Source organism: Pedobacter sp. AK013, assembly GCF_014205835.1.
GTDB lineage: Bacteria > Bacteroidota > Bacteroidia > Sphingobacteriales > Sphingobacteriaceae > Pedobacter.
Map to the genome: position 1 here is coordinate 24,004 of NZ_JACHCQ010000036.1, position 23,955 is coordinate 47,958.

General features: G+C 40.1%; 15 protein-coding genes. 1 reads left to right on the top strand and 14 read right to left on the bottom strand.

All coding sequences use genetic code 11. The features are described from left to right. Positions 1–74: 74 nt before the first annotated feature. The 14 genes from HDC90_RS20610 to HDC90_RS20675 all read right to left on the bottom strand — a co-directional run bounded on the left by HDC90_RS20610 (position 75) and on the right by HDC90_RS20675 (position 22,632). Positions 75–2,060, bottom strand: a complete 1,986-nt coding sequence (locus HDC90_RS20610; protein WP_184469754.1) for a glycoside hydrolase family 97 protein — start codon at positions 2,058–2,060, stop codon at positions 75–77. 79 nt (positions 2,061–2,139) lie between these two features. Continuing rightward, positions 2,140–4,551 carry a glycoside hydrolase family 2 TIM barrel-domain containing protein gene (locus HDC90_RS20615; protein WP_184469756.1) on the bottom strand — a complete coding sequence of 804 codons (2,412 nt, stop codon included), beginning with the start codon at positions 4,549–4,551 and terminating at the stop codon, positions 2,140–2,142. Positions 4,552–4,685: 134 nt separating this feature from the next. After that, on the bottom strand, positions 4,686–5,828 hold the full coding sequence (locus HDC90_RS20620) for a sialate O-acetylesterase (RefSeq protein ID WP_221451910.1): 1,143 nt from the start codon (positions 5,826–5,828) through the stop codon (positions 4,686–4,688). Positions 5,829–5,888: 60 nt separating this feature from the next. Further along, complete coding sequence (locus HDC90_RS20625; RefSeq protein ID WP_184469758.1) at positions 5,889–7,394, bottom strand: family 43 glycosylhydrolase; 1,506 nt, start codon at positions 7,392–7,394, stop codon at positions 5,889–5,891. Between the two features lie 68 nt (positions 7,395–7,462). Further along, positions 7,463–9,427 carry a sialate O-acetylesterase gene (locus tag HDC90_RS20630; protein WP_221451911.1) on the bottom strand — a complete coding sequence of 655 codons (1,965 nt, stop codon included), beginning with the start codon at positions 9,425–9,427 and terminating at the stop codon, positions 7,463–7,465. Positions 9,428–9,439: 12 nt separating this feature from the next. Continuing rightward, the gene (locus tag HDC90_RS20635; protein ID WP_184469760.1) at positions 9,440–11,032 is read right to left on the bottom strand and encodes a glycoside hydrolase; all 1,593 of its coding nucleotides are present in this window, start codon (positions 11,030–11,032) and stop codon (positions 9,440–9,442) included. 162 nt (positions 11,033–11,194) lie between these two features. Continuing rightward, positions 11,195–12,673 (bottom strand): cellulase family glycosylhydrolase, encoded by a 1,479-nt coding sequence (locus tag HDC90_RS20640; protein WP_221451912.1) that lies wholly within the window; start codon positions 12,671–12,673, stop codon positions 11,195–11,197. Positions 12,674–12,859: 186 nt separating this feature from the next. Beyond that, positions 12,860–14,455 carry a glycoside hydrolase family 5 protein gene (locus tag HDC90_RS20645; protein WP_184469762.1) on the bottom strand — a complete coding sequence of 532 codons (1,596 nt, stop codon included), beginning with the start codon at positions 14,453–14,455 and terminating at the stop codon, positions 12,860–12,862. A gap of 982 nt (positions 14,456–15,437) precedes the next feature. After that, positions 15,438–17,384: a glycoside hydrolase family 97 protein gene (locus tag HDC90_RS20650; protein ID WP_184469764.1), complete on the bottom strand. Its 1,947-nt coding sequence runs from the start codon at positions 17,382–17,384 to the stop codon at positions 15,438–15,440. Between the two features lie 49 nt (positions 17,385–17,433). Next, a complete protein-coding gene (locus HDC90_RS20655) occupies positions 17,434–18,453 on the bottom strand; it encodes a zinc-binding alcohol dehydrogenase family protein (RefSeq protein WP_184469766.1) in 1,020 nt (339 codons plus the stop codon). A gap of 2 nt (positions 18,454–18,455) precedes the next feature. Further along, positions 18,456–19,487, bottom strand: a complete 1,032-nt coding sequence (locus HDC90_RS20660) for an aldo/keto reductase (RefSeq protein WP_184469768.1) — start codon at positions 19,485–19,487, stop codon at positions 18,456–18,458. Further along, complete coding sequence (locus HDC90_RS20665) at positions 19,480–19,815, bottom strand: L-rhamnose mutarotase (RefSeq protein ID WP_184469771.1); 336 nt, start codon at positions 19,813–19,815, stop codon at positions 19,480–19,482. Before HDC90_RS20665 ends, HDC90_RS20660 begins: the two co-directional genes overlap by 8 nt. A gap of 6 nt (positions 19,816–19,821) precedes the next feature. Continuing rightward, a complete protein-coding gene (gene fucP / locus HDC90_RS20670) occupies positions 19,822–21,090 on the bottom strand; it encodes an L-fucose:H+ symporter permease (RefSeq protein WP_370576659.1) in 1,269 nt (422 codons plus the stop codon). 24 nt (positions 21,091–21,114) lie between these two features. After that, positions 21,115–22,632 carry an alpha-L-fucosidase gene (locus HDC90_RS20675; protein ID WP_184469775.1) on the bottom strand — a complete coding sequence of 506 codons (1,518 nt, stop codon included), beginning with the start codon at positions 22,630–22,632 and terminating at the stop codon, positions 21,115–21,117. Between the two features lie 221 nt (positions 22,633–22,853). On the opposite strand from HDC90_RS20675, the gene HDC90_RS20680 reads away from it, so the two are divergent. Then, a complete protein-coding gene (locus tag HDC90_RS20680) occupies positions 22,854–23,741 on the top strand; it encodes an AraC family transcriptional regulator (RefSeq protein ID WP_184469777.1) in 888 nt (295 codons plus the stop codon). Positions 23,742–23,955: the final 214 nt, after the last annotated feature.

Below are 23,955 nucleotides of genomic sequence, written 5' to 3' on the forward strand. Positions count from 1 at the left end.
TCGGTTCAGGGTGACGAAAGCGCGTTGAAAATATCTTCTGAAGATCTCTAAAGGCATTTATTAATCGAGTTTAACTATTTTTCCGAATTAATGATGATTGCAAAGCCACCACCATTCGCCATATTAATGGTAAGCTTATCTGTGTTGGTAACTTTAATTATTTCGCGTTTATAATCGGTGGCATCCTTATCTGCGTTCATTCCATCCTTAAAAATTTCTGCTGAATATTTTCCCTTGCCCAGAAAAGACAGGTCGACCGTAGTTGTTCTTGCAGACCAGTTTGTCAATCCGCCTACATACCATGTATCTTCTTTTTTCCTGGCAACAGCCACATATTCGCCTACTTTCCCATCAAGGGCCACTGTTTCATCAAAGGTGGTCGGTATTTTTGAAATAAAACTGGTACTCTCCTGTTCTTTCATGTATGCGGTTGGGCTATCCGCCATCATTTGTAAGGGTGCTTCATACACCACATACATCGCTAACTGGTGCGACCTCGTTCCCTGGCTCATCGGCATGGAATTACTTGGACGAAAATCTGCTTTTGTGGCGTTACGCATTGCTCCCGGAGTATAATCCATAGGCCCGGCCAGCATCCTGATAAACGGTATGGAAGTTTCGTAGTGTGGCATATCATCTTTTGGCGTCCATTTGGTATTTTCCAGTCCTTTTACCCCTTCAAAATTGAGAATATTAGGATAAGTACGCTGTACACCGGTGGGCTTATACATACCATGATAGTCGACAAGAAGTTTATAACCGGCTGCTTTTTTAGCCATGTTGTAAATCGAACTGACCATTTTCTGATCATCGCGATCTATAAAATCTATTTTAAAACCTTTAATCCCCATCTTTGAATACTGGCTAAAAGCATCATCCAACATCTGGTTGATGGCATACCAGGATGCCCACAGCATAATGCCTACATTTCTCTGCTTCCCGTAGCTGATTAGTTCTTTGATATTGATGTTTGGCGAAATTTTTAGCAGGTCGGTTTCTTCACTCCATCCTTCATCCAACACTACATACTCAATGTGGTTTTTGGCGGCAAAATCTATATAATATTTATAAGTATCTGTGTTAATTCCCGCCTTAAAATCAACGCCAGATATGTTCCAATCATTCCACCAGTCCCAGGCTACTTTACCTGGCTTTATCCAGCTTGCATCGGCAATCTGAGATGGTGCCGACAGTTTTTGCACCATATCGTTATTTAAGAGGTCTTTATCATTTTCGCTTATGATTATTGCCCTCCATGGGAAATTACGGCTGCCATTGGTTTTGGCTATATAGGTTTCCCTATCTGAAACCATGTAATTCATTTTATTAAATCCGCCTAAGCGCTCTGCTTTCGGGTAATGTGCAAACGTTCCACTTAAGCCATGCTGTCCTTGTTTACCTTTAGTGAGGAACATACCAGGATAATCTACCAGTTCGGCCTCTACAATAGCTGCTTTTTTTCCATTTTCCAAATCGACAAGAAGCGGAGAAATGGCCAGCGAATCTTGCACAAATTTCGAAAGCGGGATTTCATCATAGGTAGATTCGAAAGCAGATATGTATTGATTATTTTCCCTTAAATCGCGAACGTAAGGAATATAAGCTTTATGGTCTTTGCTGAAGTTAAAATTGGCTTCTTCGGCCTCAATGGTAATTTCGCCTTTTTTCTTGGTGAAAAAACGATAGGCTATACCATCGTTATAGGCCCTTAAAATCAGGCCAAAATCGCCTTTAAAGTTTATGGTTAGCTGGCTGTACTCATCAACCACCGCTTTCTTTTTATAAACAGGTGTATTAAAAACCGTGTTGACACTTGATTTTTTAGCATCAATAATTTTAGCATTATTTCCTAAAACCAGCCCATTGCCCAATGTTATTGAAATAACTGAAGGCGCAATAACCGCAGTATTTTCATGTTTTACAGACCATGATATTTTCGCCCCGTTTTCCAAAGCCATATCAATTTTTCCGTTAGGGGATTTAAGGTGCAATGTTTGGGCATTTCCAAGAGCTGGCAATAAAACCGTAAAAACGATTACACGAAAAAAGAATTTATTCATTAGTGATATTGGTTATTAAAATTATTATCTGAGTGTTTTAATCGCTATTTCCGTTTTTCAGAAATGGGCAATTAAACCGTTATAAATTACTTTGTATTGATTTAATGATTATGCTTTTCTGTTCCAGTTCATTTGATGTAACCGTAAGCTTAATTCCACCTGCATTATGCGTACTTTTGATCACCACCAAGGCCCGTCCATGCCATGCCTTGCGTGAGTTACCGGTATATTGATCCACATCTTTAATATCAGCGTTATCTATTCCGGCAATAATACCCTCTCCTTCAATTTTGAAATTCAAACGATTTGCTGCATTTGGTTGAATGATCCCATTCTTATCTGTTACTTCGATGGTTACGTAAGCCAAATCCTGTCCATTTGATAATATTTCTTTACGATCGGCAGTTAATTTAAGCTGTGCAGCATCTCCAGAAGTTTGTAGAACAGACGATGCTACTTCCTGATCATTTTCTACTCCAACTGCTTTAAGTGTGCCTTGTGCATAAGGTACGGAGAAAGTGGCTTTAAACTCTTGTTCAAGTCCTGTAGGTTTTTCTCCGAGCAATTTATTGTTCAGGTACAGCCTTACTTTTGCATATTTAGAATAGACCTCCACGTCGATATTTCTGCCTTCATAGCCGGGCCAGTTCCAGCTTTCCCAGGTTGGCCATACCGCCCACCACGTGGTTTTTATTTCGAGTGGTTCGGGGTTAGGTTCGCGAACCGCCATATAAAGTTTTTCTGTGTTGTTATATAACAGGTTGCGGTAGTGCGAAATTGGCTTTCTCCAGCCCAAAAGGTCAATATCACCACAATAGGCACCATGCCATGGAAAAAAGTCGTGTTCCCAGTGTTCGCCGGGCACATCACCCGAATAATACCAACGGCCTATCCCCGATTCTCCCAGGTAATCTATGGCGGTCCAAACAAAATCACCAATCACAAACGGATTATTTTTAACCAGTTGCCAGTTTGCAAAAGCATCTTTGGGATACGACTCGGATTGAAATATGATCCGTGATGGTACCCGTTTATGGTCTGCAGGTGCACTCGCTAAGTGATAATTATAACCAGTTACATCATGCGCGGCCATTAATGAATCCATAACGGTCCAATCTTTTCCATTATCTACAATGGCTGAGGTAACCGGACGGGTAGTATCTATTTTTTTGATGGCATTAGAAAGCATTTTTGCTGTTTCTACAGCCCCAGGTGTACCTCTCTCCACTATTTCGTTGCCAATACTCCACATCATAATGGAAGGATGATTGCGATCGCGCAAAACCATTGCATCTAAATCACGTTTCCACCATTCGTTAAAATATTTGGCATAATCCTGTTTGTTTTTTCCAACTTTCCAACAATCAAATGATTCATCAATCACCAACAGGCCCAACCTGTCGCATGCGGCTAAAAAAGTTTCGGAAGGTGGATTATGAGAAGTTCTTACGGCATTGAATCCGGCTTTTTTAAGCAATTCAACCTTACGCTCCTCGGCCCTGTCAAAAGCGGCTGCGCCCAGGCAACCATTATCGTGGTGTACACATCCGCCATTCAGTTTTACTGTTTTACCATTAAGCTGAAATCCATTTTCGGGGCTGAATTTGATAGAACGGATACCAAACCCTGTTACTGTTTTATCGACTATATTTTTATTTCCTATAATCTCTACCTCAGCTTTGTATAGATAGGGTGTTTCAGGTGCCCATAACAAAGGATTAGCGACAGTTATTGTTTGTGAAATTTCTTTCTCGCTATTGGCCGCCAGGTTCACCTTTATTTGACTATTTCCTGCACTTTTAGCATTTGCCCCCAGTAACCGCGTATTAACCACCATGTTTTGAGCGTTGCCTGTTTCGTTTTTCACTAAGGTTTTCACCAGAACAGTTGCTTTTTTAGAAGATACTTCAGGGCTAGTAATGGCTACTCCCCAGTTGGCCACATGAACTGCATTGGTAACCGTCAGCCAAACATGGCGGTAAATCCCAGAACCACTGTACCACCTGCTGTTCATTTGCTGTGAATTATCTACGCGTACTGCGATTAGGTTTTCGTGGTCGAAAGCTAAATAAGGTGAAAGATCGTAGCTAAATGACGAATAGCCATAAGGATATATTCCAAGCGATTTCCCATTAATAAAAACCTCAGCATTCATATAAACCCCTTCAAAATAAACGGAAATCTTTTTGCCTTTCCAGTCAGCAGGGGCTCTAAAAGTTTTCCTGTACCAGCCAATTCCGGCAGGAAAGTATCCGCCGCCGCCCCCGGTTGGGTTTTTGGGATTTATTTTCCCTTCAATGCTCCAATCGTGGGGCAAATCCAGGCTACGCCAGCCGTTATCATTAAAATCTCTGGTTTTGGCTGAGGCTTCATCGCCCAGTAAAAATTTCCAATCAAAATCAAAAGGAATTTTAGAATGCTCAATTGACTGAGCATTTACATATGATACACATGCGATGAAAAATAATAACAGTCGGAAAAATTTATTCATTTCTATATTAGTTGGTTACCATTAAAATGAGCAGAACCTGGGCTTTGTATCAACATTTTAAATATTTCATTAACGTGCCCAAATAGCGTTAATGATTTTATATAAGCAAACCTTGTTCATTACATATAAACCCTCTACTTACTTCTTAATAGCTCAAGCATTTTAACACCATATCGTTCTCCCAACTTTCTATATCCTTGCGAATCAAAATGGGCAGCATCCTGTCCGGTGCAGTTAGCCGATGAAATGATATGAGCTGTTGGAATCGTATTTGGTAACTTTCTTATAATTGAATTCATGCCTGAACAGCAATTCCCATCACCTGAAAACAGTTCTCCTGCTAAAAGAGGAACCGAATTGGCATCTAATGAAAGATCAGTCAACATGTCATTATATATTTTCTTTACGTAGGTTGGCCATTGCTCCTGTCCGGTGTTTGTTTCACCTTGGTGCAATAGAATCCCTTTGATAACGCCATTCTTTTGTGCCAGTTTTGCCTGTTTAATCAGATACTGATATGGGTTTCCTTCATAAGAAGCTACCAGAGAAGTAAACCAATTATCTTTAGATGTTGAATCGTAGTTCATATAAATATTTTTATCAAAAAGTCTGATATCACTTCCTGCAACAGCAACATTTATAATACCTATTGTGATACTATCCGGTAGATTGGCAACCATAGTCCTTCCAAAATAATCAACAGGTGAAAGACCGGAATTACATTGACATGTAGGTGGGACAGCGGTGTACCATGTTGATTTCGATCTATTTAAATTTGAACAATTAAGTGTCTGAAACACCTTAAAACGATTATTAACTATTTTATCCTGACTTTCAATCGCCCCCATACCTTGCATATTCGATTGTCCAAAGGCAAGAAAAATATAAAAATTAGGGTCTTTTGCAATGTGGTCAAGCGGAGAACCTTGTGACACTGTAATCCGTATGGCCTGCCCGTTTTGCGATGAGATATTCAATACTGCTGAACGCATTGAACCTGTTACGTTATGGCCGGCAGTCAACTGAATTTTTGTGCTACCACTACTACCATTAGTTTGAGCTAATTGCAACCAAGGGTTGGCAGAATTGTCGATACTCCAACTGCCATTGCTTGTTACCGTGACATATGCTGTGCCTCCTTCTGCGGGTAAAGAAACTGATTTTGTAGAAGCATCCAATAAGAATTTTGTATCAACAATCGAGCCTGCGCATGACATTAGAGTTACCCCACACAGAAGAGTTACTAACATGATTTTACTAAGAAATCTGATATCCATTTTATTGTTTTTATTTGAATAATTTTAAACTTTCTGATATTATGGCTAAATGAACTGTAATTATTTTATGGCTTTATATTTAAAATTCTTAAAAGTTACCTTCCCATCTCCTATTGAACAGAGGCCTATACGTAAGCTTAAAAATCCACCAAGAACATTATGATGCATACCCGATACCTCGAGCGAGTTTTCAATTTTATTCCATTTAATACCGTCTTTGCTGTAATACATATCAACGGTGTTATTTATATTTTTAAGACGAATGAATACATGATTTTTCACTACATCTTTTTCCGTAACAACCTGCCAGCCGCGTAAATCGGCCAATATATTATCTTTGTTGGCGAGCATGCCTGAAGATGCACTGTTGTTATAAAAAAGAGCTAATCCTCCTGTTGCTTTCCCTTCAATTAACATTTCTACATCTACAGTATAAGAGTGATCTTCCGGAATAAACAACAGAGGAGAACTGTTCCCTATAGTATTTCCTTTTGCTTTAATAGTTAAGCTGTTATTGGCTAATTTAAACCGATTGGTATCCAGTTCCTGGAAAAATGACCATTGCGGCTTCAATTTATTTCCTGCGAAATTATCGTTCAGCGTAAAGTTAGATGTAGAGTTGACCAAATTTGGTTTTTTAATCGGCCCGCTATCGTTTATGCCTTTCTTTACTTTGTACCAACCATCTTTTGTCCACTCTATTGGCAGCAATAAAGTTTGGCGGCCTTTGTTATAAAAATCTTTTTCGTAAGCGTGGAATACTATCCACCAATTACCTTTTACATCGTCAATGATGGTTGCATGCCCCTTTGATGCCCATTTTTCAGATTTTTCCTTTGTTCGGATTATCGGATTGTAAGGCGAATTTTCCCATGGTCCCGATAGTGATTTTGAGCGCGCTGAAACAGCCATATGGCCGGTTACAGGACCTGCTGTTCCTCCTTCTGCTATGGTGATATAATAATAATCTCCCCTTTTTATCAACTTAGGGCTTTCCAGGCAAAAACATTCAATAGACCAGTTTTTTGGAATGGGCCAACCTTTGTAAGAAGCCTTTTGTTCACCTATTATTGAAAGTCCGTCATCAGACAGGGGTACAAATCCTCCATTGCTAAAAAATAAATATCTTTTGCCCTGTTCGTCTGTAATATGTCCTGGATCGATGTTGCCAATTTTCAGGTCAACGGGTTCACTCCATTTACCATTGATTGAATCTGCCCAAACCACATAATTGGTACCATTTGCAGGGAAATAGATATAGAATTTATTTTTATACTTCACCAGATCTGGTGCAAACACTGAACCTACATTTTTATGCAAGGCATGTACCACAGGTTCCCAGTTAATTAAATCTTTAGAATGCCAGATTAATAAACCAGGGTAATATTCAAAAGACGAATGAACCATATAATAATTATCTCCATCACGCAGTATACTTGGGTCAGGATAATCTCCTGCGAAAATTGGATTTGTATAGAAACCCGGCGGGGACTGATTTATTTGAAGTTGAGCATTTGCACAAATGCTTAAGTGAATTAATAAGATTGATATTATAATTTTATTCATGTTATTTGAAGGTTGGTTTTATAAAAGCCTTGTAGCGGTTCATTTTAATAGATACTCTAATCAAATATTTATTTCTGTGTAATTCCTTTCCAATCATCCGTTCTGAAGGGTAAGGCCGGTAAGCCTTCTGAACTGACTAAATTACCTAGCGGATAATCGGCCCAGTCATAACGCACAGCTACCGGATGGGGTACTTTCTCACTGTAAACCACCACTTCATTCCCTTCTATTTTGGCCTCGGCCCAGTGAAACTGTCTGTCTTCTCCTGCAATGGCAAAACCGGTTAAGGCTTTGGCATCTTTTGATATTAGCCCATTACCGGGAGCGGTAAAATGGATACGCATACGGCTACCTTCTTTCGAAAAACTTTTTAATGATGGTCCTGAAGTTACAATATCCTGTTTATACACGAGTTTATTGGCTGCAAGCGCAAGCCTGCGTGCAACCTCCTTTTTATTCCCTGGATGAATATTATCAGCCTCACCGATATCGATGGTACAGGCCATAGCGGTGTTGGGTTGCAATAAGGCCAGCGCCTGGGCTTCTCTAAGCTCGGCCCATTCACTTTCTGAAGGTAAAGGCTGTGTTTGTTTAAAATTTGGCAGCTGAACATACAGGAATGGTAAATTTCCCTGTTTCCAGCGTTCCCGCCAATCTTTGATCAATATTGGAAATAACTTACGGTAGTTATAGGCCGCGGTATCATTCGCCTCACCCTGGTACCATAAAAACCCCTTAATTCCGTATGAAACAAGCGGGTTGATCATTGAATTGAAAAGTAACGAAGGATAATATTGATAATTACGGTTTTTGGCCATCGCTGGTTCTAAATCTTTTTGATATTTCCAGGTACCGGCCAATGCTATTCTTGCCTTGCCATTTGTGATGTACATTTCATCAGCGGGTGGGTTTAATCCACCTATTCCCCATAACATGGCCAACCTTAGCGTAACCGTATTCTCCCCTTTTTTCAGTATTTTAGCAGGAATGGTATAGTGCTGGCCAAGGTTGGTGTTCCATACCGCTTTACAAATTTCGGTACCGTTGAAATAGAGGGAATAATTCACATCCGGCCGGCCAATGTAAAGTGTTAGGTCGGCCTTTGAAAAAGTTTCTGGTAATATGATTTTTTTGCGCATCCAAATCATTCCTTCATATGGCCCGATCCCAAAATCTTTGATCAACTTAGGCATTTCGATAACCGGCCATCCCGCATCATTGTAAGCTGGCTGCGGAATTATTTTATCGGCATTTTGATACGGGTGATAAAGAATATCCCATGAACGCGCCTGATCGAGGCTATCTTTCACAAAATGCTGCTCAGTCAGGGTGTCATTTGCCATTGCTTTCGCTTTGGTAATAGGAGAAGAAAGCAATTTTTCGCGGCTTGTCCACGATTCTATCGGTGTGCCACCCCAGGTGCTTTGTATCACACCAATTGGAACGCCTTGGTCGAGGTGTATTTTTTTTGCAAAATAATAGGCAACAGCCGAGAATTGTGCCACATTTTCGGGACTGCAAATTTTCCATTTCCCATCTGCAACATCCTGTTGAGGGCTTAGTTTCTTAACATGTGCTACCTGAAATAAACGTATTTTTGGAAAATCTGCTTTGGCAATTTCATGAACTGCATCCTGTGCCTGTTGTACAGACCATTCCATATTGGACTGACCCGAAGCCAGCCAAACATCGCCAATGAGTATACCTTGTAGTTCGATTCCAGATCCTGGCTTTCTCGATTCATAAATGCTAAGTTTATAGGGTCCACCGGCTTTAAAAGCCGGAAAAAACACCTTCCATTCTCCTTGTCCGTTTGCAGTGGCCTTCACCCTGATTTCTCCGAGCGTTGCATTTATATTTGCTCCCGGTGCTGATTTTCCCCAGATGGGAATTTTAATCCCTCTTTGTAATACCATGTTATCGCCAAACACTTTTGGTAATGTAACCTGAGCATAACTTAGAACCTGAACGGAGAAAAGTAGTACAAAAAATGTAAAAAATCTTATTATCCCTGTTCTCATTATTTTTTTCATGTATTTTCCGGTTTAAAGCTTAATCATATTGAGGAAAAACACATCATTTTCACGGAGATCCAAGGCTTTCGAAAAAGCACGTCCATCTTTTATGGTGATGATTTCTTTAGAAAACGGCGAACCATCATTCTGTCTCTTTATTTGTTCTACCTGCTGTTTTGAAAGTTGCGATGGTTTACCAATGGAAAGATAAGTTGAATAGGCATCGTTATCCCGGTAACCTACCTTATACACTTCCAGCGCATAATTACCATCGGGCACATTCGTAATATTGATCTTCAGTTTCTCTTTCGGTTTTGATGGGAGATCACGGTTGTAATACTGTTGATTATTGGTTGAATCGGGAAGCGTATAGGTATAATCCCAAACAAGCCCCTGTATATTTCCTGATGAATCTTTGCAGATCCACGAAGCTGCATCTTTATTTACCAGTTCGATATTTCCCAAGCGGTTTAAAAACTGATAGGAATAGAATACCGGTTTGTTAATTCCCTGGGTATTTAACATTCCAAAACCACCATGAAATGGGGTATAGCGCGGACCTGGTTCTTCAAAAATATCAGTAAAAACCCAATAAGACATAGAATTGGCGGCATTGCCTACCTGTTTTAGTTTTTGCAGTACATATGCCGCACTGTGATAGCTATCATGAATAGCATCGGCCGGTGTGTATGATGAACTCCATTCTGTATAATGCAACTCCAGATTTGGCATTGCCGATTCTTTTATCTCTTTTCTGGATTGGATTACCTCCTTGCTCACGCTCATCGGATTTTTATCGAGTACAGTGCCACCTTGTCCGTATTCATCCAGGAAGCCTTGCCCTACCCCATATGCATGGGTACTGATGAAATCAATAGGCACATTATTTTTATGGCAATATTCGATCATTTCAGGTTCCCAGGCTGCACCTGCCGTTCCCGGGCCGCCAACACGATAGGCTTTATTTACACTTTTAACTGCCTGTGCAGCATATTTATATAATTTAAAATAATCTTCTTGTGTTCCAGTCCAGAATCCGGGAGAAAGATTGGGCTCATTCCATACCTCGAAATACCAGGTTTTCACTTCATCTGCACCATAGCGTTCTGTAAAATGCGCTGTAAGATTTTTGACCAGGGCCGCCCATTTGTCATAATCTTTTGGTGGCGTTACATTTCCTTTCCACCAGAATATGGTTGCACTTCCACTGGCAAGCCTTCCGGGCATAAAGCCAAGTTCAACAAAAGGTTTGATGCCTATACTATGTAAAAAATCGAATAAAGCATCTACATACATATAATTATATTGTGGATTACCCTTATTGTCTTCGGTGTATACCGCCATATCGTCTGTTAACAGGCCGTGCATGCGGATGTATCTAAAACCGCACTCTTTTTTAACATAGGCAAGCTGTTGCTGCCAATCGGCCCGAAGGCCTTCATTTGCACGGCCTGCACCAACGCATTCATTAAACATGGTGTTTAATTTGCCTGCAGCCTGGCCAAAATCGACATTTATGATCCGTTCTTGAGTGGTTGGCCTGTTTTTTTTAAAATTCTGGGCAATTAATCTACCCGAAAATGAAAAAAGTAATATAACCAGTAACCAAATATTTTTTTGCATTTGTGTGTTTGTGTGTATGGTTATTTCCTTGAAGCCGGAAGCTCAACGTACTGATTTTCAACAGTAGCTGAGCTTCCATATCTCCAGAAAATTTATTTTTTTATTAAACTGTACCCAATAAGTACCTAACCTTTTTGGGCTTAATTTACAGTATGACTATTTCTATTTACCTGCTGATACAAGGGCATTTATGGTGCCCTGATCGAGCACGGTATTGTTTCTGCGGTCTAATGCACCACCGGTATCCCAAAAGAAAGGCTTAAGACCAAACTGAATGGCCTGTTTGGTTACATAGTTATTCCAATAATCTACTGAGGCATTGTGTTTAGCCAAATCTAAAGGAACATTTCTGCTACCCCCCCTTTTATAAGCACCATACTCTCCTAATATTACCGGAATCCCTTTATCTATAAATTTGGCTTTCATCAGGCCGAAAGACCTAATATGTTCTCCCTCTTCACCCCAGGTGGCATTACGATCAGGCTCAATGGTAGAATGATAGTCTTTTCCCCAGTAATAGAACATTTTGCCCCAACTTGCATCACTATCCAAAATTGTGAATTGTGAAGGTGTATAATTATGCACTTCTACCATTAAACGGTTCGGGACCTGATCTGTAGGCAAGCTATTCATTAAAGTGTTGGTTTTATCCTCATTGGTGCTAGGCCCCTGAACAACCAGTACACGGAAACTGTTCCTGCCACCAGTAGCGCGCACCGCATTTATAAAGGTTTGGTGATAACTATTGAGTATGGCCATCTGTTCTGCATTGTCAGCAGGTGGCTCGTTTGCACTTGCAAACATTAAATGCTCATCAAAATCTCTCATCGTGGTAGCAATCTGCTCCCAATAGGCTTTCTGCTTGGCATTGACCGAATCTTTTTTAGCCGCATTGATATTATGATCCAGCCAGCCGCCATCCCAGTGGATATTAAGCAATACGTACATATCATTATCAACACAATATTTAACCACTTCTTTAACGCGGTTAAGCCATGCCGGATCAATCGTAGCCTTTGATCGATCACTTAAGTGGTGCCAATCCCATGAACATGGAAGCCTTACCGAATTAAAGCCAGTCTGCTTTAAAAATTTAACATACGATTCGGTAATCTGCGGGTTACCCCAGCCACTTTCGCTACCAGGCGATTCCATTGTATTGCCAATATTCCATCCTAATTTCATTTTAGCCGCCAATTGCACAGCATTACTGCTCATGCCTGTTTGGTCAGGTGCTTTAGGCGATGTATTGTACGAAGGATACAACACACTGGCCTGCGAAAGTGTAAGCCTTCTGGCCTGGCCATTGTCTGAAGTAACCGTCAATATGACCGAACGGGATGAACCAGTAGTGTTAGGTGCCGCAGTTAATTTCAATTCCGTATTCCCCTCATTTCCTGTCATCTGGTTTAACTGTAGCCAGGAGTCGGCAGGGTTTTTAGTGCTCCATTTACCATTGCTGGCAACTGTTACATTTGAGATACTGCCTTCGGGCTGAAAAGCAATTTCGGATGAAGAGATACTGAGCTGTGGTTCAACATTATCCTTCTTTTTGCACGATGCTGTAAAAAAGTTAAATAAAATCATAAATACTAAAATGAACTGAGGTCCCTTTGTATTTATTTTTTTAAAATGATTCATAGGTCTGTCTTTTATTGTTTTAAGATTATAGGATCGGCATATCAACAAAAATTGCGATGGTACGATAGGACCATATCAATAGGTTCGAGATTTAAACAAGTGCAGCTTTTATCGCATTTAAGTTCTCACTTCTTCATGCGATAAAACCGAACTTGGATCGTTGAGAGGTAATTTATCACGTTTCTACTAAAACCCTGCGCCCTTTTTCAGTGAATCTAACGCTACCTGGTCTCCTATATAGGCGGGCGCAGTTACACCATTTTTAAATGGGCGTTGAAAGATAGCGCTGGACCATAAAAACGGTACTATACCATTCACCTTGGCTTGTTTTGTAACATAAGCATAGAAATGCCAGCCGGATTTTAATGCCAGCAACGAATCGGCCGGATATCCTTTTAATTTATCAGCGTGGTACGATACGTCGTATTCGCCCATAATAACCGGTATACCCTTATCCGTAAAATTTGTTTTCACAGAACGCATTGCAGCATCAACAGAAGCTTCTTCCGACGAAGGCGAAGAGTTACGATCCAGGAAGAGTGGATTTGTGGTATGAAAACCGGATCCCCAGAAATACCATGCTTTTCCCCAACTTGCGTCCTCAGATATAATGCAAAAATTTGGCGGACTATAATAGTGGAATTCCAATATCATTTTTTGAGGTACGGGATCGGTAGGTAATGTTGCTCTTTTGTATACATTAGCGGGATTAAGTTGTTCGTTCATCAACGTAATTGATGTATTAGGTGCCTGAAGAACTAACGCACGATAAGCATTTTTACCACCTGTAGCGCGCACCGCATCAATAAACGACTGATGATAACGCATTAAAGCAGCGGTTTCCTGATCGGTTGTGGCATCGGGTTCATTGGCACTGGCAAATATCAAATGCTCATCAAAATCACGCATTGTTGTAGCTATCTGCTGCCAAATTGCCTTATGCTTGGCATTCACTGTATCCTGTTTAGCACCTGTAACTTTGCAATCGATATAGCCGTCGTGATGCGTATTTAGTATCACGTACATCTTAGCATTGAAACAATATTGAACTACTTCTTTTACCCGGGCGAGCCAAAGTGGATCTATTTCCTGAGTTTGTTTATTTATGATATGTGTACTCCAGGTACAAGGAATCCTTATTGCATTCATACCTGTCGATTTTACCAGATCAATAAGTTGCTGGGTAACTGGCGGCTGTCCCCACCCGGTTTCCCATCCAGGTGCATCCAAAGTGTTATAAATTATTGATGACACCCCCCTGATCTGGATGGATACACCACCACCGGGCTGACCCGATACCTGTTGAACCACAACCCCGGCAACCTTACCTTGCAGGGCCTGATCAAAAGTTGTTGGCTGCGTTTGGCGCAACTCCTCTCCGGATATTGAGCCTATTGAACCCGTGGCATCTTTTCTGGCGATCTTAGCATAGCCAATTACTACAACATCATCTAAATTGGTACGTTCGCCCTTTAAAACTACATTGATGATATTGGCATCTTCCACGGTGATCTCCTGCGGTTTAAAGCCTACCATTCTAAAGATAAGCACATCTCCTTTTTTAGCGAGTATAGAAAACAGCCCCTGTTCGTTTGTAACTGTTGATTTGTTTCTTCCTTTTAACAAGACAGTTGCTCCTGATAAGGGGGAAGAATCTTCGTTAGCCGCAATCTTCCCGGTAATTAACCGGTCCTGGGCATAGCCTTTCAAATGCACGAGCATTAAGAAAATCACCAGTAGCGTAAAAGCCGGCAATTTTCTGATAAAAATTGTTTGGTTCATATTTGGTTTATTTTGGTTTGTTTGGCCAGTAAAAAATGATATTTACTTATTAGCTACTATACACTTATCTTATTACATTAATAAGTCCGTGGTATACCATTAACTACTGGCTTTATGAATATCAAATATAGTTTCAGATGAAATCTGGGGATGCTTCAAATGATAAAGAGAAGAGAAATTTTGTTAACTATATTGCTTCAGGCAGCAAATCATTAAATTTAAAAGCGCAAAACAAACACATAAAGCATTAAAAAACAGAATATTACAAAATAAAAAAATCTCACCATGGCGTATAGGCAAACGCATAAATATTAATTGATATTTAGAAATAATAACATAAAACCTTTGTTTTAAAAAATTATTGATAATCTGAATCATAAAATTGCTTGTGAAGCAGCATTATCATTAAACTTGTGGAAAAGACATATACCTATTATCGTTATCGATTGTTGTTGTTGAGATAACCATATTTGCCGTTAAACGCAACACCGTAAGTAAGGCGGAAAAAAACAGATACTGGAAAAACACTGGACTTGCTGCTGGAGAAAAAGATACCATTGCGATTAAAAAAATATAGATATCAGCATATGTGGTAAGTAATGCTAATGGAAAAATAGCTACCAAAGGGCATATTTTGGGTATACTCAAAGAAAGCAGCGTATTTTGGCAATTAAATTTCTATCCAAAGATAATGGGGAAACAGCTGCGCAGTTTGAAAATACGGTGCGCAAACATCTGGATAAAGCAAGGGAACGACTGGAATTTTGCAGCAAGGCAGGCAACAATGGTTTCCTCAAAGAAATTAGTAGCACAAGCACTATAATGCGATCAATTGAATGCTACCAGTATCAAGAAGGCATCAATGCCACATGTATTTAGGTTGAATCATCTGAATTAATCTGACATTCAAATGTGAGTAAAATTAAAAGGTAAGAGCAGGATACTAAAATAGGTAGATGAAATTTAGTCCTGCTCTTTAAATTTATTGTATTTCCTTAAGCACACAGGTAAAGCCACCCCTCGGAAGCCACTTCAGCTTAATATGGTCTTCTTTAGCTACGCTAAGGTAAGTGGTATTAAATGCCGAATCGTAGTCACCATCTGCAATCAGCACGGCTTTGTATCGCTTCCCCGCCTTCAAAAATTTGAGCGGAATCTGAAATTCTTCTCTTTTGTCCAGGCCATTTATGCCAGCCAGATACCAATCATTTTCCTTGCGCCTGGCTATAATCATATTTTTTCCAGGATATCCTGATATAAACCGGCTATCATCCCAGGCCACAGGCACCTCGCGTAGAAATGCCTTAGGCGCATCTGGGAGGTTATCAAATCCTTCGGGCCTGTCGGCCATGTGCTGAATACCAGATTCAAATATCACCGACAAGGCGAGTTCATGCGCAAAAGTTGTAATATGAGGATGTTGCGAGTTGGTAAAAGTTACCGGTGTATAATCCATTGGACCAATAATGTTGCGCGTAAAAGGAAGAGTTGCATTATGCGCAGCAGCCTTTTCCGTCAGCTCAGCACTGTTATTGTACCATTCTGCTCCGAGCACAGCTTCCATACTCATTAGGTTTGGGTAGGTTCTGCTCCAGCCCCGGGGGATAGTTGCGCCATGAAAGTTTACCATCAATTTAAATTTGGTGGCATCTTCCAGGATATCGATATAATACTTGATCATATCTTGTTTATCACTCTCAAAAAAATCTACTTTAATGCCATAAACGCCTAATTCAGTTAACCAACGGAATTCTTTCATCCGATTTTCATGGGTTAACATCCTATCACGTGGTGTAGCTGATACGCCGTTGTGCGGGCCACCGGAGTTATACCACATCATGGGCTTTATACCTTTACTGTTGGCGTAACGCACAGCATCCTCCAACTTTCCACCATTGCCCATAGCATCCCATTCCCAATCAAATAGTGTGTAAGGCCAGTTCATCCGAGCAGCCAGGTCTATATAATCGCATACTTTTTTAAAATCTTTCGTACCATGGTTATATGCCCAGTAAATCCACGAACTTACACCTGGCTGTACCCACGATACATCCTTGATCTTAGTAGGAGTACTAACATCATCAACCAGCGTAGATTCGACCAGCTGCCCCAGTTCTCCGATTATAACCGTTCTCCATGGGGATGTAAATGGAAGACTTACTGTTGGGTTTACCTTACCCATCTTATTTCCATCAGAAGCTGCAGGAAATAACAGTTTATAATTATCCTGATCGCTCTTATTACCCAGTTTGGTAGCGCAATATGAACCATTCACATCGGCTTCTGTTATCAGCATCCAGCAATCAGTCTTTCCAAGCGATTTTTTAAATAATGCAGGGTACCCCCACTCTCCTTTTGTTCCCGCGCCGTTTTGAACCGGATAATAACCCTCGTAACTAGTTTTAAAAGGCTGCAACCATCTTTCAGCATCTACCGGTATTTTATAGCTGGTTAGCTCATCAGTCAATTCTATAATTTCACCATTTTTTCCGGTCAGGCCATAACGGAATGCTATCCCATCATTATATGCCCTCAGGGTAATACTGAGTCCTTTTCCCTGTTCACCTTTAAAATAGAAACTGCGTTCAGTTGCCTCATTAGCACAATATTTACGTTTACCGTGTACCGCAGTATATGTTTCTTTAATTAATTTAGCTTTATCTGCCCTGTCGAATTTAAGACTAGTAGTTAAATCAACTGCTCCGGCCTTAAGCCCTAAATCAACAGCAGGAATTACGTCCTGATAAGTGTCTCCCTGTAGGTAAGCTACCTTAAGGTTCCACTTCTTCGAAGCATCATCATTTTTTGAAACTAAAGACAATTCGATCTTTTTGTTTGGCGATTGTATTTTATATTCCTGAGCGCGCAGAAAATTACTAACTAAAATCAGTGTGATAATTGTAATTACTATGCCTTTTATTTTATTCATTTTTATGAGATGTTTAAAGCCCACGTTCCAGACCAGATTTATTTGTCTTTTATTCGTCGAAACGGATTAATGCTTTGATCAGGGAATCATTTGCAGTAAGCAACTGGTTAAACTGTTCTTTTACCTGCGTAAAGGAGACAGTATGGGTAACAAAATCCAATGGCTTAATCAACCCTTTTCTGATGCAATCAATCACATAAGCAAAATCGTGCGGCAGGGCATTTCTACTGCTCATTAGTACAGCTTCACGCTTATGAAACTCAGGATGTACCACTTGAATAGTACCTTTCTGAAGGCCTATCATAATAAATTTACCTGTATGTGCCAAAAACCTAAAGGCGTTGTTAATGGCTGTTAAGTTTCCTGTGCAATCAATTACCACCTTTGCAAACTCACCATTGGTAATAAGCGACAGTTGCTCCAATGGATCTTCTTTTAATGGGTTTATGGTATGTGCAATACCAAAACGTTCACGGCAAAAAGACAATCTGTTATCGTTAACATCTATAACAATAACCTCAGCTCCGCTTATTTTAGCAAAAGCGATAGTGCCAAGACCAATTGGCCCCGCCCCGAGTATAACCACGGTATCTCCTTTATTCAGCTGTGCCAGGCTAACGCCATGCGCGCCAATGGCCAATGGTTCTACCAATGCCAGTTCATCTACAGTTAATCCTTCTCCGCTAACAATTGCTGATGCCGGAACAGTGATATACTCCTGCATGGCCCCATCAATATGAACACCAAAAACCTTTATATTTACACAACAATTGGTTCTGCCACTGCGGCATGCAATGCATGTGCCGCAAGAAAAATATGGACTAACGGTAACCAGATCTCCGGGTTTAAAGTTTGTACTTGTACCAGCATTTGCCACTTCTGCTGCAATTTCATGACCGAGGATTCTTGGATATTCAAAAAATGGCTGTGTTCCTTCAAATGCATGGTAATCGGTTCCACAAATCCCCAGTCTTTTCATCCTGAGTAACACCATGCCATCTTCAACAGAAGGTATTTCCTTATTGATATAGCTAAATTCTCCTGGTGTATTACATACTAATGCTTTCATAGTTATTTTAATAATTCAATTAATCCTTGCGCTTGCATTTCCTGCCAAAACCCAGCAGGAATTTCTTTTTGGGCCAGCGCAGCATTGACAGCTACTTTCTCTGGTTTTGTAGTATTTAAAGCGATACTTTTTATACCGGGAAAATTTGCAGAAAAACTGAAACAGGCCTCTGCCGGGAGTATCCTAAACGCTTCGCAAATCTGGAAAAATTTATCCCTCCAATCCAAAAGCGCTTTTCCGGTTAAACTTCCCGCTTCAACCGGCCGGTAATTGTAAAAATCTCCGCCGGTTAAAAACCCACCGTTAAATATGGCCGAGTTAATTACTTTAATATTTTTTTGGTTAAGTTCTTTTATAAATGCAATCAGTTCTTCGGGATGCGATTTGATAGTCAAACTATTTGCAATCATCACCCAATCAAGCTTAACATCTGCCGCTATTGCCTGGATAATTTTCCAATCTTTTGCACCTACCCCAATGGATGATACTAAACCAGCAGATTTTAATTCGCTCAATGCCATGTAGGCATCAAGAATTTGCTGATAACGTTCTTTATAACCTTCCTCGCTATCACTTGCAAAAAGATATTCGTCTGGATCATGTACCGAAACCATTTGCGCCCGGTAATTGCCCAGTAACTTGTTACCTTGTTCAAAACACTTTAATATCCCATCGTAGCTAATCATCTGAACAGCATCATGTTCAATATCCTTCCAAATACCTGCTTCAAATGTAGGTTCGGGAGTTAAAAGCGGTGTTCTGTACCAGCCCAGTTTATTACTGATCACTACTTGCTGGGGATCTACCTTTAAATCTGCTAAACATTTCGCCAACGATTCTAGCGCGAGACCTGCTCCGTATTTTCCAGCAGAATCAAAAAATGCAACAGGTTTTGACGAGGCTACACATGCCTTTACAACCTCCAGTTTAACACTATAGTCTACCGCCTGATAAAGATTTCCCAAACTACTGGTTCCGAAAATAACCGGAGGCAAACTTTGGGTTCGCTGTTGGTTTTTATTGTCGTTAACCATTTAACTGGAATATATTTTTCATTAACACCCACTTTTCTCCTGGTTTTGCAAAAGGCAGTGCCTGCTGGTATTTCCACATCAGCGTTTCCCACTCCTCTACCCGCGGATTGGAAGCATCCATAAGCGCCTTTTTCTCGAAACTGAAATCGTCGTGTGTTTCCATTACCATAAACAAGCGATTGGAAATGCGGTAAATTTCCATGTCGAGTATGCCCGAATCAGTTATGCTGCGTTTAATTTCAGGCCATCCATTAACATGGTAAGCTTCATATTCTGCGATAAGTTTTTCATCATCAACCAGATCAAGGGCCAAACAGTATCTTTTCATTCGTAATTATAAAATTTCGTTAGGTTGATTAATTATATCGTTTTTTGTATTTTTTTGCCCTTTTAAACCAAATAGCATAATCACAGCAAAACAAAGCAGTGGTATATAATATCCATTTTGGATATTGCCTGTTCCATCGCTTAAATATCCAAAAAACCGCGGGAGTATTGCACCGCCCACAATTGACATGATAATTAAACTACTGCCCAGCTCAGTATCCTCTTTAAGGTCTTTTATACCCAAAGAGAAGATGGTGGGAAACATTACTGACATAAAAAAGCAGATGCCAATAACGGCATACACTGTTGTGATGCCAGAAGCCATTATGGCAACAAAGCAGAGTATTATACTAATAAAAGCATAGGTAACGAGTAAATGGTGAGCCTTAAAAAAGCGCATTAGAAAGGTGGTAAAAAAGCGCCCTATCAAAAACGCAAAACCACATACACCTAAATAATATGTTGCCTCTTTTTCGGTAATACCTGCTGATTTGGTTGCATAAAGAATAAACAGACTAAATACAGATACTTGCGCCCCGACGTAAAAAAACTGCGCGGCTATTGCCCACGACAATTGTTTATGCTTGAAAACACCCCAAAAGCTTCGCTTAATACGCCCTTCATCATTTGTTCTGATATCTGGCAATTTGATAAAATAGAATATAACGGCCAGTATGACTAATATGCTTCCGAGTACAAAATATGGCCCCTGTACGGAAGCTGCTTCTGATGCCAGTACCGATTTTCTTAAGGCCAGATCCATCTTTGCGAGTGCATTATCAGACACACCCTCTACCAAGATCAATTTACCCCCAATTATGGGCGCAAGTGAAGCCGCAAGACCGTTAAAAGACTGGGCGAGATTTAATCTGAAAGTAGAGGTTTCTGGCTTTCCAATTAGTGTAATATAGGGGTTCGCCGCTGTTTCCAGAATAGTTAGTCCACAGGCAATAATAAAAAGTGCAGCCAGAAAAAAATTGTAAGATTGTACCTGGGCGGCGGGTAAAAATAGATAACACCCGACCGAAAATATCAAAAGGCCTATAATGATTCCGCTTTTATAGCCATATTTTTTCATGATGATACCAGCTGGCAGGGCCATAATGAAATAAGCAATAAAAACAGCCGAATCTACAAGTGTTGCCTGTACAGTAGTAAGGGTAAATGACCGTTTTAAATGCGGAATCAATATTGGATCAAGGTTATGGGCAAATCCCCATAAAAAAAACAATGAGGTAATCAATATTACCGCCAGTGTGGAGCGCCTAGTTTCCATCAAAGAGGATTAAATATTATGCTATTATTTTTTAAACTCTATTTTAAATCCTGTTACCAACCAGCTAGGATAATGTTTCGGCTTTTTGATCTCCAGTGAGCCATCAGTTTGCCTCCAGACTAGCTTTTCTTTAGTGCCCAAAAGGGTAACGGAGCTAATCGGTTTGTCGAGATATTTAGAATTTTTTCCCAATAATTCCATTTTTATATCCCCTTGTGGAACATTTAAACAAAATGCAAAAAGATCGTTTCCTTTTGTGGTATAACGGATATCGCTGGCCTCATACCCGCGGGTGTCTGTCAATCCGCCGAAATCGCCTCTTTTTTGGTTTGATTTAATGGTAGATGGTCCTTCACCATATACTTTCCAAGGCCTTGTGGCATAAATCCCTTCTCCATAAGTCTTGGTCCATTCGCCTATTTCGGTTACAATTTTAACCACATCGGGCTCCAGATCACCTTCGGGAGTTTGCACAACATTAATTAATAAATTGCCGTTTTTGCTTACAATATCTACTAAAAGCTGCGCAATTTCATTTGCACTTTTGTATCTCTGTCCGGTTCTGTAATACCAATCGCCTATCGAGGTATCCGTTTGCCAAGGGAAAGGACTGATCGAATCCAGCACCCCACGCTCAACATCCTGCGCCCATTTACCTCCTGATGGTTCTTTAGGGGTATAAACGGCTTCCAGCTTACCTTTATTTTTGGCTATATCCTGATTGTAGTAATGTGCAACCATTTTACGTCCATATTCTTCAAAAGGAAGCTTGCTATCAGAATAAAGTAGGTCTGGATGATAATTATCAATAAGTTCGGTCACATATTCTGACCATTTTTTATGCCACCCGGGATTATTGGTAAGCCATTCTTTGATGTTGCTGGAATCGGCAGGCAAATGATAGAGGTCTGAATACTGAGGGTCACGGCCATCGTATGGAATTCCGGCAAACTGGCCGGTTTTATCCGATCCATGGCTAGGCTGGAACCAGTTGAAACTGGCAGCAAGATGCTCTGATACACCAAAGCGTAACCCTTCTTTTTTAGCTGCCTTTTGCCACAATCCTACCACATCTTTATGGGGCCCCATGTTTACCGAATTCCATCTGTGGATTTTAGAATTCCACAAAAAGAACATATCATGATGTGAGCCCATACTCACAAAATACTTTGCACCAGCTTTTTTATAAAGGGCCATCAATTGCTCAGGGTTCCATTTTTCGGCCTTCCATAATGGGATTATATCTTTATAACCAAACTTAGAAGGCGTTCCATAGTGTGTTACATGATATTTGTTTTGATCACTGCCCTGGATATACATATTCCGGGCGTACCAATCGCCCTGCCTTGGAACAGCCTGCGGACCCCAATGCGACCAGATACCAAATTTGGCATCACGGAACCAATCGGGATATTTATACTGTTTTAACGATTCATCAGTGGGACTGAATTTACCCTGCTCAGGATTAGCAGTATTTTGCTGCGCCTGTGCATTGAACAATGTGGAAATTGCAATAATGCTTACGAATATTCTTTTTTTCATTAGTTTGATAATTTAAACTCTACTATTCTAGTTTCAATATATAATGAGTTAAGAACCGGGGAGGAATTATTCATTAGCAATGATCAAAAGTCTAGTCAATTGCAATAACCTGCCTTCCCATACGGTTTTATACTTGGTTATGATGATCAAAATTAAACATGTTATCCGATCTAATTTTGAATAAATTAGACTTTTTATTGTAAAAATCCGACATTTAGAAAATGATTAAAAGAGTACTGCAAAATACCTTTTCACTACTCAATGTAGATTATGTGAAATTAACGGCAAAATGGAATTACCTCAATGTTATCAGTCCTTATTTTCGGATTTATTACATAGACGATGGAAATGGTGAGGTATCTGATCAGTCGGGATCTTTAAAGCTTGAGCCTGGATATCTATATATTATTCCCAGCTTCACACTTTGTAATCTGCATTGCAATGGATATTTAAGTCAGTTTTTTGTGCAGTTTTTTGAGGAATCTGTAGACGGGACTTCTCTATTTGCGCGAAACCGTAATGTTTCAAAGATTAAGGCTACACAGATGGATATTGATCTTTTTAAGCGACTGCTCGAAATAAATCCAGGCCGTGGCATTAATCGGTCTGATGACCCAAAAATTTATGAGAAAAATATTTTCTATAAAGAATATCAGGAGTTGAACAATATGCAGGGTTTATCCAATTACCTTGAAACCCAGGGTATACTGCTCCAGTTGATGGGACGTTTGCTTCAACCCCAGTTACATCGTAAACATGAGGATCGGCATGCCCCAGCCAAAATAATTGAAACAGTCGGTTATATCCTTGTAAATTTGCAACAGGAATTATCTGTAAGCAGTCTTGCCTCGCGTGTTAATCAGCACCCCGATTATTTCTCTCGCTTATTCAAAACTTTTACCGGCCAACGTCCTGTTACCTATATTCTTGAAAAACGGATCGAGCGGGCACAGTATTTATTGGCCACCACTCGGCTTGCCTATTCAGATATTGCAACACAAACCGGATTTGATAATCTCTCTTACTTTTCCAAATCTTTTAAAAAACTTACAGGAATGTCTCCCAGTGCCTATAAAAAACAGGTTTATAGGGTAGGTTTCACACTATAAACACATCATCCCGAGTAGTGTAAGGCTTATCCTGCCAAATCTGCCTGCTTAATTAAATAATACTGGGAGGCTTTCGGGTCGATGAATGGCATTTATTCCTAAATCTTTCTTTGCAACTGTTAACATTTGTCCCCCCTTAGGAGATCACTAATGAATATTTTGATTATGAGAAACACTAATCATACAAATCTGCAACCATTCTTACGCTTATAAC

Excerpts from the sequence above, each read along its gene's own strand:
- HDC90_RS20635 (WP_184469760.1), bottom strand. The coding sequence starts at position 11,032 with ATGCAAAAAAATATTTGGTTACTGGTTATATTACTTTTTTCATTTTCG.
- HDC90_RS20630 (WP_221451911.1), bottom strand. The coding sequence starts at position 9,427 with ATGAAAAAAATAATGAGAACAGGGATAATAAGATTTTTTACATTTTTT.
- HDC90_RS20660 (WP_184469768.1), bottom strand. The coding sequence starts at position 19,487 with ATGGTTAACGACAATAAAAACCAACAGCGAACCCAAAGTTTGCCTCCG.
- HDC90_RS20675 (WP_184469775.1), bottom strand. The coding sequence starts at position 22,632 with ATGAAAAAAAGAATATTCGTAAGCATTATTGCAATTTCCACATTGTTC.
- HDC90_RS20615 (WP_184469756.1), bottom strand. The coding sequence starts at position 4,551 with ATGAATAAATTTTTCCGACTGTTATTATTTTTCATCGCATGTGTATCA.
- HDC90_RS20645 (WP_184469762.1), bottom strand. The coding sequence starts at position 14,455 with ATGAACCAAACAATTTTTATCAGAAAATTGCCGGCTTTTACGCTACTG.
- HDC90_RS20625 (WP_184469758.1), bottom strand. The coding sequence starts at position 7,394 with ATGAATAAAATTATAATATCAATCTTATTAATTCACTTAAGCATTTGT.
- HDC90_RS20650 (WP_184469764.1), bottom strand. The coding sequence starts at position 17,384 with ATGAATAAAATAAAAGGCATAGTAATTACAATTATCACACTGATTTTA.
- HDC90_RS20655 (WP_184469766.1), bottom strand. The coding sequence starts at position 18,453 with ATGAAAGCATTAGTATGTAATACACCAGGAGAATTTAGCTATATCAAT.
- HDC90_RS20640 (WP_221451912.1), bottom strand. The coding sequence starts at position 12,673 with ATGAATCATTTTAAAAAAATAAATACAAAGGGACCTCAGTTCATTTTA.
- HDC90_RS20665 (WP_184469771.1), bottom strand. The coding sequence starts at position 19,815 with ATGAAAAGATACTGTTTGGCCCTTGATCTGGTTGATGATGAAAAACTT.
- fucP (WP_370576659.1), bottom strand. The coding sequence starts at position 21,090 with ATGGAAACTAGGCGCTCCACACTGGCGGTAATATTGATTACCTCATTG.
- HDC90_RS20610 (WP_184469754.1), bottom strand. The coding sequence starts at position 2,060 with ATGAATAAATTCTTTTTTCGTGTAATCGTTTTTACGGTTTTATTGCCA.
- HDC90_RS20680 (WP_184469777.1), top strand. The coding sequence starts at position 22,854 with ATGATTAAAAGAGTACTGCAAAATACCTTTTCACTACTCAATGTAGAT.
- HDC90_RS20620 (WP_221451910.1), bottom strand. The coding sequence starts at position 5,828 with ATGGATATCAGATTTCTTAGTAAAATCATGTTAGTAACTCTTCTGTGT.